Origin of the sequence: Azospirillum sp. HJ39, from assembly GCF_041507355.1 — a bacterium.
GTDB lineage: Bacteria > Pseudomonadota > Alphaproteobacteria > Azospirillales > Azospirillaceae > Azospirillum > Azospirillum thiophilum.
In genome coordinates, this window is record NZ_CP167905.1 from 1,194,121 (window position 1) to 1,207,388 (window position 13,268).

Here is a 13,268-nt window from a genome sequence, read left to right on the forward strand (position 1 = left end):
GGCGAGCCGATGCTCCATGTCCGGAACATCCAGTCCAGCTACCGCCGCGTCCCCGCCATCCGCGACGTCAGCCTCAGCCTGAACCGGGGCGAGATCGTCGCCATCGTCGGCGGCAACGGCAACGGCAAGTCGACCACGCTGCGGGCTGTCGCCGGGCTGAACGCGCTCGACGGCGGAACCATCATGCTGAAGGGGCAGGACATCTCCGCCGTTCCCGCCCATGAGCGGGTGAAGCGCGGGCTGGTGCTGGTGCCGGAAGGCCGCCGCCTGTTCCCGCGCCTGACGGTCGAACAGAACCTGATGCTCGGCGGCTTCACCACCAGCGATGCGGCCAAACGCGAGCAAACGCTCCAATTCGCCTACGACACCTTCACAGTGCTGGGCGAGCGCCGCCGCCAGCAGGCCGGCACCCTGTCGGGCGGCGAACAGCAGATGCTGGCGATGTGCCGCGGCCTGATGAGCCAGCCCGACCTGCTGATGCTGGACGAACCCTCCTGGGGCGTCGCGCCCAAGCTGGTGACCCGCATCTTCGAGACCATCCAGTCGATCCGCCAACGCGGCATCACCGTGCTGCTGGTCGAGCAGAACGTCCATCGCGCGCTGGAGATCGCCGACCGCGGCTATGTCATCCAGACCGGCCGCGTCGTGATGGAGGGCAGCGGCCAGGATCTGCTCGGCAACGACGAGGTGCGGCAGGCGTATTTGGGCATGTGAGGGGGAGGAGTCAGACCCCCTCCCTAACCCTCCCCCGCTCACGCGGGAGAGGGGACTACCGCCGCCTTTCCGTAAGGCACCCTCTCCCTCGAAGAGGGGGAGGGTTGGGGTGGGGGCAACGCGACGCCAAGGCCTCCACACGAACACCAAACCCCGGACCAAATCCCATGATGACCGCCCCCCTCACTGCTGCCGCCGAACGCCTGCGCATCCGCAGCGGCGCGCACAGCGGCCAGACCGCCGGGCTGGCGCCCGGCCATGTCCAGGCCAACCTCGCCATCCTGCCGGCGGACTGGGCCGGCGACTTCCTGCGCTTCTGCCAGGCCAACCCGCGGCCCTGTCCGCTGCTGGCGGTGTCGGAGGTCGGCGATCCGCGGCTGCCGACACTGGGCCACGACATCGACATCCGCACCGACGTGCCGCGCTACCGCGTCTACCGCGACGGCGTGCTGATGGAGGGGCCGACCGACATCCTCGACCTGTGGCGGGACGATTTCGTCGCCTTCCTGATCGGTTGCTCCTTCTCGTTCGAGGAGGCGCTGCTGGCCGACGGCCTGCCGGTGCGCCACATCGCGATGAACCGCAACGTCCCGATGTACGAAACCAGCATCCCCTGCGTCTCCGCCGGCCGGTTCGGTGGCAGCATGGTCGTGTCGATGCGCCCGATGGTGCCGAAGGACGCGATCCGCGCCATCCAGATCACCTCGCGCTTTCCGTCGGTGCATGGTGCGCCGGTGCATTTCGGCGACCCGGCGGCCATCGGCATCCGTGACATCGCCGATCCCGAGCATGGCGAGGCGGTTCCCATCGAGCCCGGCGAGGTGCCGGTGTTCTGGGCCTGCGGGGTGACGCCACAGGTCGCGATCCGCAACGCCCGCCCGCCGGTCGCCATCACCCACAGCCCCGGCGCCATGCTGATCACCGACCTGCTGAACACCCACCTGTCGGTGCTCTGACCGCCCGCTCCTTTCAGACTTTTCCGCAATAACCGGCCGTCGCGCGGGCATTCGCCTCCGCGCGGAGACAGTGGAGGCTTGCCCGATGCCGCGCCCGTTTTCCTCCCGCCTGCCGTCGTGTTCCATTCTGGCCGCCGGTCTGCTGGCCCCCGGTCTGCTGGCCGTCCTCGCGGCGCCGGCCGCCGCCGACCAGCTGCGCATGGTGGCGCTCAGCTTCCCGCCGCTGATCTATGACGATGGCGGCAAGCCCGCCGGCATCGCCTACGACATCGTGACCGAGGCGATGAAGGCCGCCGGCCACAGCGTCACCGTGGAGATCATGCCGTGGGCCCGAGCGCTCGACACCGTGCGCGACGGCGGGGCGGACGCCGTCTTCACCGCCTACAAGACGCCGGAGCGCGAGCAGTTCCTGAACTACTCCACGCAGGTGCTGGTGCCGCAGGTGGTGTCGCTGTTCGTGGCCAAGGACAGCCCGGTCGGCTTCGACGGCGACCTGTCCAAGCTGGCCGGCCACAGGTTCGGCGTCGTCAACCAGATCAGCTACGGCTCCATCGTCGACGACGCGATCAAGAACGGCGTGCTGCCGGCGGTGGAGAAGTCGAACGACAGCGACAGCAACGTGAAGAAGCTGCTGTCCGGCCGGTTCGAGGTGATGCCGAGCAACCGCTACGTGGCGCAGTATTTCCTGAAGCAGGCCGGCGCGCTGGACAAGGTGAAGGAGCTGACCCCGGCGGTGCAGGAGATTCCCAGCTACATCGCCTTCACCAAGGCGCGGGACACCACGAAGCTGCGCGACGACTTCGACGCCGGGGTCTCTGCGATGAAGGCCAGCGGCGCCTATCGGCAGGTGCTGGACAAATACGCGCGCTGACCGGCCGGCGCATCCTCTCCCCGACTGCCTCCCGAGAGCCCCCATGAGCGTGACCACCCCGTATCCGGCACCCGTACCGCCGACCCCCACCCTGCGGGCGGCCGGCGACAGCGCCCTGATCGTGGAGCTGGGCGACGGCATCGCCCCCGACCTGAACGCCGCCGTCCACCGGCTCGACCGCCGCATCTCGGGGACCGGCATCGCCGGGATCGTCGAGACGGTCCCGACCTACCGCTCGATCCTGGTGCAGTTCGACCCGTCGGTGACGACGGCCGACGCGCTGGGCGCCGCGCTGCTGGAACTGGCCGCCGGGCCGGACGAGGCCGCAACCGGGCCGCAGCTGCGCTGGATCGTCCCGGTCTGCTTCGGCGGCGCCCATGGCGAGGATCTGGACGAGGTGGCACGCCGCTGCGGCCTGTCCAGCGACGAGGTGGTGCGGCTGCATTGCAGCGCCGACTACCGGGTCTACATGCTGGGCTTCTCTCCCGGCTTCGCCTATCTCGGCGGCCTGCCGGAGGCGCTGCACCAGCCACGGCGGGAGAATCCGCGCATGCACACTCCGGCCGGCAGCGTGATGCAGGGCGGCGCACAGGCGGCGATCTCCCCCATTGCCATGCCGAGCGGCTGGCATCTGCTGGGGAGGACGCCGGCCCGCACCTTCGACCTGCGGCGCGAACCGCCCTTCCTGCTGGCGCCGGGCGACCGCATCCGCTTCATCGCCATCACGGCGGCGGAATTTGACCGGCTGGAAGGGATCGGCGGCTATCTGCCGGAGTGCGAGACGGTGGCTTCCCTTGGGGCGGCGGCATCCACCGCCGACGCCGTGATGCAGGGAGCGGCGGCATGACCAGCCATCTGCGCATCCTGGCTCCCGGCCCCAGCTCCACCGTGCAGGACCGCGGGCGGGCCGGCTACCAGCGCTATGGCGTCTCGGTCGCCGGGGCGGCCGACCCGCTGCTCCATGCCGCCGCCAACACGCTGGCCGGCAATGCGCCGGGGCATGGGGCGGTTGAGTTCACCCTGGCCGGCGACAGCATCGCGGTGGAGGGCGGGCCGGTGCGCATCGCGGTCGCCGCCGATGCCGCCCTGACGGTGGACGGCGAGCCGGCCCCGGCCTGGACCAGCCTGCGGCTGACCGACGGACAGACCCTGCGCATCGGGCCCCTGCGCAGCGGCATGCGCGGCTATTGGGCGGTTGAGGGCGGCTTCGCCCTGCAGCCGGTGCTGGGCAGCGTCGCCACCCACGTACGCAGCCGTATGGGCGGGCTGGACGGCACCGCCCTGAAGGCGGGGGACCGGCTGCCGCTGCGGCTCGACCAGGCGGGCGAGCGGGGGGAACGCTGCCTCGACCCGTCGCTGCTGCCGGTGCGCGGCGGGACGCTGCGGGTCATGTTGGGGCCGCAGCAGGATTACTTCACCGCCGCCGGGATCGAGGCCTTCCTGGAAGAGGACTATGCCGTCAGCCACGAGGCCGACCGCATGGGCTGCCGGCTCGACGGCCCGGCCATCGAACATGCCCGGGGGTTCAACATCACCTCGGACGGCATTCCGCTCGGCGCCGTCCAGGTGCCGGGGACCGGACGGCCCATCGTGCTGCTGGCCGACCGCCAGACCACCGGCGGCTATCCCAAGATCGCCTGCGTCGTCGGGCCGGACGTCGCGGCGCTGGCGCAGATGCGGCCCGGCGACCGGCTGCGCTTCGCCGCCGTCGATGCGGCGGAGGCCGCCCGCATCCAGGCCAGCCACCGACAGACGGTGGAGGCGCTGCCCGGCCTGCTGCAATCGGCCGGCGGCTTCGCGCTGTACGACAGCGCGCGGCTGCTCGGCTTCAACCTGATCGGCGGCGCCGTCACCGGCTGGGACTGACGCCGGTCCGGCCATTCTTCCGACCTGCTCTCCTACCCTGCCCCTTTTCCTGCCATGGAGTGGACCCGATGCCGCAGCGTGTGGGCCGTACCCTTGCCATGCGTGTCGTCGTTCCGATCGCGCTGATGGTGAGCGTCATCAGCTGGATCGGCATCGCCGCCGTCGTCACCATGAACCGCGAGGATGCCCGCACCGCCCTGGAGGACAGAGCCGCCGTCACCGTCCTCGTGATCGCCGGCGGGCTGGCGGAGCCGCTGTGGAACGTCGACCGGGAGTCCGCCGCGGCGCAGCTGGCGGCGCTTGCCAACGACCCGGATTTCGTCGGCAGCCGCGTGCTCGACCCGAAGGGGGAGGTCTTCGCCAGCAGCGGCGACGTGTCGGCCGCCGATCCGTCGGTGCTGGTCCGTCGCGCCGACATCCTGCGCAAGTCCGGGGCGCGCGTCGACCGGCTGGGCGCGGTGGAACTCCACCTGTCGCCGCGCCGGGCCGAACGGCAGGCGACGGACCGTGCGTGGCTGCTGGCCGGCGGTGGGCTGGCGGCGCTGGTGGCGCTGTGCGGCGTGCTGTTCCTGATGGTGCGCGGCGCCACCCGCCCCATCGTCCGGCTGACCACGGTGATGACGCGGCTGGCCGACGGTGACGGCGCCGTCGAGGTGCCGTCCCTGGAGCGACGCGACGAGATCGGCCGGATGGCCGCCGCCGTCCAGGTCTTCAAGGAGCAGGGGGCCGCCAAGCAGCGGCTGGAGGCCGAACAGGTGGAGCTGCGCCGCCGCTCCGCCGCCGAGCGCCATGCCGCCATCGCCGCCGTCGCCGACGATTTCGAGCGGCGCGTCGGCTCCACCCTGACCGAGGCGCTGCGCACCACCGGCGGCATGGGCGACGCGACCCGCGGTCTGGCCGGCATGGCGGAGCGGAACGGGCAGGTGAGCCGGCAGGCCGCCGGCAACGCCGCGGCGGTCGATGCCTCGGTCGACGGCATGGCCGCCGCGGTGGATGAGCTGGTGGCCTCGATCCGCGAGATTTCGGTCCAGGCCCAGCAGTCCCAGTCCATCGCCGACGAGGCGTCGCGCCGCGCCGCCCGGGCGACCGACCGGGTGTCGGGACTGGTCCAGGCCTCCGACCGGGTGTCTGCGGTGGTGACGCTGATCAATGCCATCGCCAAGCAGACCAACCTGCTGGCCTTGAACGCAACCATCGAGGCCGCGCGGGCCGGCGAGGCGGGCAAGGGCTTCGCCGTGGTGGCGGGCGAGGTGAAGGCGCTGGCGACCCAGACCGCCAAGGCGACCGAGGAGATCGAGACGCAGATCCGGGCCATCCAGGACTCCACCGGGTCGGCTGCCGGCGAGATCGTCGAGATCGCCCGCGTCGTCCACGACCTCAGCGAGATCAGCGCCTCCATCGCCGCGGCGGTGGAGGAGCAGAATGCCGCAACCGGCGAGATCGGCCGCGGTGTGACCGAGGCGGCGCAGGGCGTGCGGGCGCTGCTGGGCGACGTCAACGCGACGTCGGACACCGCGGGGCGGACCGGCGAGGCCTCGCACCGGCTGGAGGGGGCGGCGGGCGACCTTGCCGGCCAGATGGACAGGCTGCGCAGCGAGGTTGCCGGCTTCATCCGCTCTCTGCGACAGTCCGATGCGGCGTGAGCGGGAAGCCGCCGGCCCGAACAGACCAGACCAACCCTTGAGAGAGAGCATGCCGACCATCGATCTGAACTGCGACATGGGCGAGGGGTACGGCGCCTGGAGCATGGGCGACGACCGGGCGATGCTGGACATCGTCACCTCCGCCAACATCGCCTGCGGCTTCCATGCCGGCGACCCGACCATCATGGCCGACACCGCGAGGCTGGCGGGGGAGAAGGGGGTGCGGATCGGCGCCCATCCGGGCTTCGAGGACCGTGCCGGCTTCGGCCGCCGTGTCATCCGCGGGCTGAGCACCGCCGAGATCGAGCGGCTGGTGGCCTATCAGGTGGGGGCGCTCCAGGCCTGCGCCGCCCTGTCCGGGCAGCGCGTGACCCATGTGAAGCCGCACGGCGCCCTCTACAACATGGCGGCGGTCGAGCCGGATCCGGCCGGGGCCATCGCCCGCGCGGTGAAGGCGGTGGACCCCGCCCTGCTGCTGGTCGTGCCGCCGCTGAGCGCCATGGAGCGCGCCGGCGAGGCCGCCGGCCTGCGCATCGCCCGCGAGGCTTTCGCCGACCGGACCTATGAGGATGACGGCACCCTGACCCCGCGTACCGTCGCCGGATCGGTGATCCACGACCCGGATCTGGCGGCGGCGCGGGTGGTGCGGATGGTGCTGGACGGCGCGGTCGAAAGCCGCCACGGCACCCGCCTGCCCATCGTCGCCGACACCATCTGCGTCCATGGCGACACCCCGACCGCCGTCGCCATGGCCGCCGCCGTCCGCCATGCGCTGGAACGGGCCGGCGTGGCGGTGCGGGCGCCCGCCTGACGGGAGAGGGTCGGAGCGCCGCCCGGCTTCGCGCAGCGGGCGAATGTTTGGGTGCTTTTGCGTCGCAACACGCAAAGTCCAGGTCACAGTTTTGTCAGATTTTTAGACGAACATCCCTCAAACACGAAAGGATACACAGGGGCGGTATCGACGGAATGGACAGTCGACCCCCGACCAACCAGCATAGGTCTTGCCATGCAGCGACGAATTTCCATGCCTATTCTGGCGGCAGTGGCGATTGTTTCGGCCGGCAAGGCGTCTGCTGATATTCTCTACACGAAAAGTAGCGTTTCGGACCGGCGGCATTTCTTGCAGGTCGACGTGTCCTGGGGCGAGCTGGAGATCGGGCAGACCGACGGCGCGCGCAACCGGCTGGTGGCGGCGGGTGCCAAGCCGCTGGCGGCCGGGGCCGGGAACAGCACGGCGAAGCTGACCTACTACACGCCGCCGCTGCGTGGCTTCGAGGTGGGGGCGAGCTACACGCCGTTGCCGCGCGGCGACGCCGACCTGCCCGACCCGCGCGAGGCCCTGCATCTGGTCGAGGCGGCGATTCGCAAGACCGTCACGGTCGGCGGCGTCAATGCCCGGCTGACCGCGGGGACCAGCCGGGCGCGGGTGCGCAGCGACAGCCGGCGCCTGCCGCGCCAATCCTGGATCCTCGGCACCCGCTTCGCATGGCAGAGCGTGACTCTTGACGGCGACCTGCGCCAGCAGCAGGAGGCCGACGGCGCCTCCGTCCGCAGCCTGAACGCGGCGCTGGCCTATGGCCGTGGCGACATGTCGCTGTCGCTGCAGGTGCGGCGGACGGCGCCCGACGATGCGGCGGCCAGCGACCGCTACCTTGCCGACCTGTCCTATGCCATCACGCCGCGCTGGCAGGTGAGTGCCGACACCGGCTTCGATACCGGCTCCGGGGGCGGCGCCGACGCCAGGGCGGCGGTGGTGAAGGTCGGTGCGCGGCTGCAGTTCTGAGCGGCCCGGACGGTCAGCGCCCGGTCAGTGTCCCGGCAACGCCGCCGGCAGCGCCGCAGCCAGCAGGGCTGCCGCCGCGTCCACCTCCTCCGCCGTGGTGCCGCGGCCGAGGCCGAAGCGCAGGCTGGCATGGGCATCCGCCGCCGACAGGCCCAGCGCCAGCAGGACATGCGACGGCTCGCCCGCGGCGCTGTGACAGGCGGAGCCGGTCGAGGCGGCAAGCTCCGGCAGATCCAGCAGCCGGTCGGCGGCGTCGATGCCGGGAAACGTCACGTTCAGGCAGCCGGCCAGCCCATCGGCGGCGCCATTGCGGCGGAGGCCGGGCAGGCGGTCGCCCAGCAACTCATGCAGCCGGCGCCACAGCCGGTCGTGCAAGCCGGCGATGCGCCGCGCATCCTCCTCCCGCCGCTCCAGCGCCAGCCGGCAGGCGACGCCCAGCCCGACGCAGAGCGGCGTCGGCAGCGTTCCGCCGCGCAGCCCGCGCTGCTGCCCGCCGCCGGCCGATCCGCCGGCAGCCCCGCCGGGAGAGGCCGGCACCGGCCGGAAGGGCGGGCGGACGACCAGGGCGCCGATGCCCATCGGCCCATACAGCTTGTGTCCCGACAGGCTGAGCCCCTGGAGGCCGAGAGCCGGCATGTCGAGCGCCAGCGTGCCCAGCGCCTGCACAGCGTCGCTGTGGATCGTCGCGCCATGGCGTGCGGCGACCGCCGCCAGCTCTGCCAGCGGCTGGATCGTTCCGACCTCGTTGTTGGCGGCCATCGCCGACACCAGAGCCGGTTTGCCGAGGCTGGACAGATGACGCTCCAGCCCGGCGGGATCGACCCGTCCCGTCCCGTCCACCGGCATGACCGCGACCGGATGGCCGCGCCGCCGCAACTCCGGCAGGCAGCCCAGCACGCTGGCATGTTCCACCGCCGAGACGATGCAGGCGCCGTCCGGCGGCACGCCGCCCAGCAGGGCCAGCGCATTCGCCTCCGTCGCGCCGGAAGTGAAGACGACCTCGCCCGGCCGCGCCCCGACCAGGGCCGCGACCTCCGCCCGCGCCTGTTCGATGGCGTCGGCGGCACGCCAGCCGGCCGGGTGGGCGGCATGCGGGTTGCCGACCGCCTCCGGCCGCATCCAGGGCAGCATCGCCTCCAGCACCAGCGGATCGAGCGGCGTCGAGGCCAGATGGTCGAGATAGATCATGACGCAGTATCGCGCCGTCGGACGGGGAAGGGGAGGCCCTTCCTCGTCGCGCCTCGCGCCGGTCCCGCTCGTGGTGCCGGTCTATTGCGCCGGCTGCTGCGGGACCGGCCGCTCGGCGGATTGCGCGGTGCCGGCGCCGCCGACGCGCCAGACGGCATTGCCGACGTCGTCGGCGACCAGCAGGGCGCCCTTTGCATCCAGCGTCACGCCGACCGGACGGCCCTGGGCATTGCCGTCCTTGTCGAGGAAGCCGGTCAGCACGTCGACCGGCTCGCCGGACGGCCGGCCGTCGCGGAAGGGAACGAAGATCACCTTGTAGCCGCTGGGCGGATTGCGGTTCCATGAGCCGTGCTGGCCGATGAACACGCCCTCGGCCAGGTTCGGCGGCAGCGCGCCCGGCCGGGAGAAGGCCAGCCCGAGCGAGGCGGTGTGCGGCCCCAGCGCATAGTCGGGCGGGATCGCCTTGGCCACCAGATCGGGCCGCTGCGGCTCGACCCGGCTGTCGACATGCTGGCCGTAATAGCTGTAGGGCCAGCCGTAGAAGCCGCCGTCCTTCACCGAGGTCATGTAGTCGGGCACAAGGTCGCTGCCGATCTCGTCCCGTTCGTTGACGGCGGTCCACAGCGCCCCGCCGGTCGGCTCCCAATCCATGCCGTTGGGATTGCGCAGGCCGGAGGCGAAGATGCGGTGCGACCGGGTCTTCAGGTCGATTTCCCAGATGGCGGCGCGGCCCTGCTCGGCCTCGATGCCGTTCTCGGCGACGTTGCTGTTGGAACCGACGGTGGCGTAGAGCTTGGAGCCGTCGCGGCTGGCGACGATGTTCTTGGTCCAATGGTGGTTCAGCGGCCCGCCGGGCAGGTCGACCACCCTCTCCGGCCGGGCGGTGGCCTTGGTGTCGCCCTCGCGGTAGGGGACTTTCACCACCGCGTCGGTGTCGGCGATGTAGAGGTCGCTGCCGACCAGCGCCATGCCGAAGGGCGAGTTCAACCCTTCCAGGAAGGTCTCGCGGACATCTGCCTTGCCGTCGCCGTCGCTGTCGCGCAGCAGGGTGATGCGGTTGGCGCTGGGGGTGGTGGCCCCGGCCTTGCCCATCACCAGCCCCATGACCCACCCCTTGATGCCCTTGCCGTCCTCCGGCTTGGGCGGGGCGTTGGTTTCCGCCACCAGCACGTCGCCGTTCGGCAGGCTCAGCAGCCAGCGCGGATGATCCAGGCCGGTGGCGAAGGCGGTCAGGGTCAGCCCCTGGGCAGCCGTCGGCTGCGCCCCCTGCGGCCAGCCGATGGCATCGGCGATGTTGACCGTCGGGATCAGGGTGGATTTCGGTTCGGGAAGGGTCGGTTTGGGGCCGGTGCCGGCCGCGACCGGCAGCGTCGCCTGCTCGCTGCAACCGGCGAGTGGAAGCGCGACGACCGCCGCGGACAGCATGAGGGCGAGCCGTGTGGTGGTACGCATGCGCCGGATTCCCGCTTTTGTGTGGCCGAAGGGGCCTCCCCACGCCAACCCGGGCGGTACCGGTTGGTTCCCATCGCCTGGCCTTCAGGAACGCCGTGTCTCAGCGGGTGGGGGATGCCGCGTCGAAGCGGTGGTGCCGGCCGCCGCGGTGGCAGAGCTCCTCGAGATCGACCCCCACCCCGTGGCGGCGCAGCACGCTCTGGGCATAGACCGTGTAGAGCCGCGCCAGGGCGGTGGCGCCGTCCTGTGCCGCCATCTCGCCACGCGAATGGGCGGCGCTCACCGCCTGTTCGACTTCGGCAATCGCTCGGCGTATCGCCGCTGGATCGATCATCGTCGCTCCACGACCTGGGGGGGGGCGGACAGAGGGTAAGGCGATGTCGCAAGGCGGAAAGGGGCGATAGGCCCGCAGGCTTTCCGGCCGGACGGCGGGATCATACCGATGATCCGGGTCTTTTACAATCTGTGGTGCGTTACAATATTTTCACTCACAACGACCGAAGGGCGCGTATCAGGGTTTTTTCGCAATCGAAGACTGCAATGCCCGCAGGTCCGCCGCCAACGCGGCGGCCAGCCGGCTTCCGTCGCACAGCGGTCCGGCGGCCATCCGGGCGCGCAGGGTGCGGCGCAGATCCGCCAGCCGTTGCGGCGCCGATGCCCAGGCGACGGCGCGCTCCACATAGTCGGCCGGATCGGCGGCGATGCAGCCCTCCACCCCCGCCACGGTCAGGAAGGCCAGCGAATGCCGGCTGGAGAAGGTTTCTCCCGGCAGGGTGACGACCGGCACCCCCATCCACAGGGTTTCCAGCGTCGTCGTGCTGCCGGAGAAAGGGAAGGGGTCGAGCGCCACGTCGACCGAGCCGCAATGGCGCATATGGTCCAGGCTGCTGCTGCCGCCGGCCATCGTCACCCGCTCCGGCTCGATGCCGGCGGCGGCCAGCCGGCCGCGCCACAGGGCGGCGGTGACCGGGCAGGACAGCGCCTTGGTCTTCATCAGCAGGCGCGACCCCGGCAGCCGGCCGAGGATCGCCGCCCAGGTGGCCAGCACCGCATCGTTCAGCTTGGTCAGGATGTTGAACGATCCGAAGGTGACGGGGCCGCCGGACAGGCTTGGCGGCGGGGTCAGCGGCAGCGCGTCCCCGTCGCCAGGCGGCTCGAAGGCGATGAAGGCGTCGGGCATGCGCAGCACCCGTTCCGCATAGAACGCCTCCATGCCGTCCGGCACATGGTGGCGGTCGGCGACCAGCGCATCCATGGCGGCAAGGCCGGTGGTCGCCATGTAGCCCGCCCAGGCGACCTGCAGCGGCGCCGGCTTGCGCGCGAACACGCCGGGCCGGCCGCGGGCGTTGTGGCCGGCCAGATCGATCAGGATGTCGGGCCGGTCATGGCGGATCCGCGCCGCCACCTCGGCGTCAGGCAGGCCGGCGACCGGGATCCAGCGCGCCGCCGCCTTGCGGAAGCGCGCGGTCACGTCGTCGGCCTCGGTCTGGTTGGCGTAGAGCAGCAGGCGGATGTCCTGGCCGGGCAGCGCCTCCACCGTGCGCAAAGCGAACAGGCCGGCGGGATGGCGGCGGAAGTCGCCGGACAGGATGGCGACGGTGAGCGGTCCTTTCGCGGTGGCGGCGGTGCGGCCGGGCTTGGCCCAGCGCCCGCGGTGCGGCGCCCCATGCGCGGCGTCCCAGGCGCGATGGGCCTCCAGCACCGCCGCGAGCGTCACCCCCGGCCGGAACAGCCGGAGATAGGCGAGGTTGGAGCGCACGTCGGCCAGACCGGGGTCGAGCGCCAGCGCCCGCCGGTTCCCGGCCTCCGCCGCGTCGAGCAGCCCCTGGGTCTGGCGCACCAGGGCCAGGTTGGCATGCGCCTGCGCCAGCGCCGGGGTCCAGGCCAGCGCCGCGGCATAGGTGCCGGCGGCGGCGTCCAGCCGGCCGGCGCGCTGGCGCATCTCGCCCAGCCGCAGCAGCGCGTCGGCGAGATCCGGCCGGGATGCCACGGCATGGCAGGCGGCGCGCTCCGCCGCGTCGGGCCTCCCCAGGGCCAGCAGGGCCGCCGCCCGGTTGGCCAGCGCCGGGGCATGGTCGGGACGCAGCGCGAGCGCGCGGGCCAGCGCCGCCGCCGCGTCCGCCGGCCGTTCCAGCGCCAGCAGCAGCGAGCCGCGGTTGGCATGCGCCTCGACGAAGCCGGGATCGTCGGCGATGGCGGCGCGGTAGGCGTCGTCGGCATCGGCCCGGCGGTCGAGCGCCGCCAGCACGTTGCCCAGGTTGAAGCGGGCCTTGGAGTAGCCCGGCCGCCGGGCCGCCGCCTGCCGGAAGGCGGTCGCCGCCTCCTCCAGCCGGCCGAGCGCCTCCAGCGCGTTGCCGAGATTGTAGAGCGCCTGGGCGAATTCCGGCCGCAGCCGGATCGCCTGCCGGTGGGCGACGACCGCCTCCTCGTGGCGGCCGAGCGCCTTCAGCGCGCTGCCGAGATTGTCGTGATAGTCGGCGACCCGGTGGCTGGCCTGGATGGCGCTGCGGATCAGGGCGGCGGCGCGGTCGGGCTGGCCCGACTGCAGATGGACCACCCCCAGCAGGTGCGAGGCGTCGGCATGGCCGGGCACGGCGTCGAGCACGGCATGGTAGAGCGCCGCCGCCTCGGCCAGCCGGCCGGCCTGATGATGCGCCAGCGCGGCGCTCAGCGCTTCCTGGATCGTCGCCATGGCGACCGTCATAGCGGTTGGCAGCGGCCCGCGCCAGCGCTTTCCCGGGCTCGCGCCGGGTGGGTGCCGCCGGGCCTGCGCCGCACCCGCGGGAGGCCGGCCG

General features: G+C 72.2%; 12 protein-coding genes. 8 read left to right on the top strand and 4 right to left on the bottom strand.

Going from position 1 to position 13,268, the window contains the following annotated elements; translation table 11 throughout:
• Positions 1-9: 9 nt before the first annotated feature.
• The 8 genes from ABMY26_RS05700 to ABMY26_RS05735 all read left to right on the top strand — a co-directional run bounded on the left by ABMY26_RS05700 (position 10) and on the right by ABMY26_RS05735 (position 7,833).
• The gene (locus ABMY26_RS05700) at positions 10-714 is read left to right on the top strand and encodes an ABC transporter ATP-binding protein (RefSeq protein WP_372395105.1); all 705 of its coding nucleotides are present in this window, start codon (positions 10-12) and stop codon (positions 712-714) included.
• A 167-nt stretch (positions 715-881) separates the two neighbouring features.
• Positions 882-1,670, top strand: coding sequence for a putative hydro-lyase (locus ABMY26_RS05705; RefSeq protein ID WP_372394517.1), 789 nt, complete (start codon positions 882-884; stop codon positions 1,668-1,670).
• Between the two features lie 85 nt (positions 1,671-1,755).
• A complete protein-coding gene (locus ABMY26_RS05710; RefSeq protein ID WP_372394518.1) occupies positions 1,756-2,541 on the top strand; it encodes a substrate-binding periplasmic protein in 786 nt (261 codons plus the stop codon).
• A 43-nt stretch (positions 2,542-2,584) separates the two neighbouring features.
• Positions 2,585-3,388 (top strand): 5-oxoprolinase subunit PxpB, encoded by an 804-nt coding sequence (gene pxpB, locus ABMY26_RS05715; RefSeq protein WP_372394519.1) that lies wholly within the window; start codon positions 2,585-2,587, stop codon positions 3,386-3,388.
• Positions 3,385-4,407: a biotin-dependent carboxyltransferase family protein gene (locus tag ABMY26_RS05720; RefSeq protein ID WP_372394520.1), complete on the top strand. Its 1,023-nt coding sequence runs from the start codon at positions 3,385-3,387 to the stop codon at positions 4,405-4,407. Before pxpB ends, ABMY26_RS05720 begins: the two co-directional genes overlap by 4 nt.
• 68 nt (positions 4,408-4,475) lie before the next feature.
• Complete coding sequence (locus tag ABMY26_RS05725; protein ID WP_372394521.1) at positions 4,476-6,050, top strand: methyl-accepting chemotaxis protein; 1,575 nt, start codon at positions 4,476-4,478, stop codon at positions 6,048-6,050.
• A 49-nt stretch (positions 6,051-6,099) separates the two neighbouring features.
• Positions 6,100-6,861 (top strand): LamB/YcsF family protein, encoded by a 762-nt coding sequence (locus ABMY26_RS05730; protein WP_372394522.1) that lies wholly within the window; start codon positions 6,100-6,102, stop codon positions 6,859-6,861.
• A 213-nt stretch (positions 6,862-7,074) separates the two neighbouring features.
• Complete coding sequence (locus tag ABMY26_RS05735; RefSeq protein ID WP_372394523.1) at positions 7,075-7,833, top strand: porin; 759 nt, start codon at positions 7,075-7,077, stop codon at positions 7,831-7,833.
• Between the two features lie 24 nt (positions 7,834-7,857).
• Here the strand turns inward: ABMY26_RS05735 and ABMY26_RS05740 are convergent, their stop codons facing one another.
• The 4 genes from ABMY26_RS05740 to ABMY26_RS05755 form a co-directional block, all read right to left on the bottom strand.
• Positions 7,858-9,021 (bottom strand): cysteine desulfurase family protein, encoded by a 1,164-nt coding sequence (locus tag ABMY26_RS05740; RefSeq protein WP_372394524.1) that lies wholly within the window; start codon positions 9,019-9,021, stop codon positions 7,858-7,860.
• Positions 9,022-9,102: 81 nt separating this feature from the next.
• Positions 9,103-10,473, bottom strand: coding sequence for a sorbosone dehydrogenase family protein (locus tag ABMY26_RS05745; RefSeq protein WP_372394525.1), 1,371 nt, complete (start codon positions 10,471-10,473; stop codon positions 9,103-9,105).
• Positions 10,474-10,573: 100 nt separating this feature from the next.
• On the bottom strand, positions 10,574-10,807 hold the full coding sequence (locus ABMY26_RS05750) for a hypothetical protein (RefSeq protein WP_372394526.1): 234 nt from the start codon (positions 10,805-10,807) through the stop codon (positions 10,574-10,576).
• 177 nt (positions 10,808-10,984) lie between these two features.
• Entirely contained in the window at positions 10,985-13,165 is a 2,181-nt protein-coding gene (locus tag ABMY26_RS05755) for a tetratricopeptide repeat protein (RefSeq protein WP_372394527.1), read from the bottom strand.
• Positions 13,166-13,268: the final 103 nt, after the last annotated feature.

Coding starts and splice junctions, on each gene's coding strand:
- ABMY26_RS05700 (WP_372395105.1), top strand. CDS start 10: ATGCTCCATGTCCGGAACATCCAGTCCAGCTACCGCCGCGTCCCCGCC.
- ABMY26_RS05705 (WP_372394517.1), top strand. CDS start 882: ATGATGACCGCCCCCCTCACTGCTGCCGCCGAACGCCTGCGCATCCGC.
- ABMY26_RS05710 (WP_372394518.1), top strand. CDS start 1,756: ATGCCGCGCCCGTTTTCCTCCCGCCTGCCGTCGTGTTCCATTCTGGCC.
- pxpB (WP_372394519.1), top strand. CDS start 2,585: ATGAGCGTGACCACCCCGTATCCGGCACCCGTACCGCCGACCCCCACC.
- ABMY26_RS05720 (WP_372394520.1), top strand. CDS start 3,385: ATGACCAGCCATCTGCGCATCCTGGCTCCCGGCCCCAGCTCCACCGTG.
- ABMY26_RS05725 (WP_372394521.1), top strand. CDS start 4,476: ATGCCGCAGCGTGTGGGCCGTACCCTTGCCATGCGTGTCGTCGTTCCG.
- ABMY26_RS05730 (WP_372394522.1), top strand. CDS start 6,100: ATGCCGACCATCGATCTGAACTGCGACATGGGCGAGGGGTACGGCGCC.
- ABMY26_RS05735 (WP_372394523.1), top strand. CDS start 7,075: ATGCCTATTCTGGCGGCAGTGGCGATTGTTTCGGCCGGCAAGGCGTCT.
- ABMY26_RS05740 (WP_372394524.1), bottom strand. CDS start 9,021: ATGATCTATCTCGACCATCTGGCCTCGACGCCGCTCGATCCGCTGGTG.
- ABMY26_RS05745 (WP_372394525.1), bottom strand. CDS start 10,473: ATGCGTACCACCACACGGCTCGCCCTCATGCTGTCCGCGGCGGTCGTC.
- ABMY26_RS05750 (WP_372394526.1), bottom strand. CDS start 10,807: ATGATCGATCCAGCGGCGATACGCCGAGCGATTGCCGAAGTCGAACAG.
- ABMY26_RS05755 (WP_372394527.1), bottom strand. CDS start 13,165: ATGGCGACGATCCAGGAAGCGCTGAGCGCCGCGCTGGCGCATCATCAG.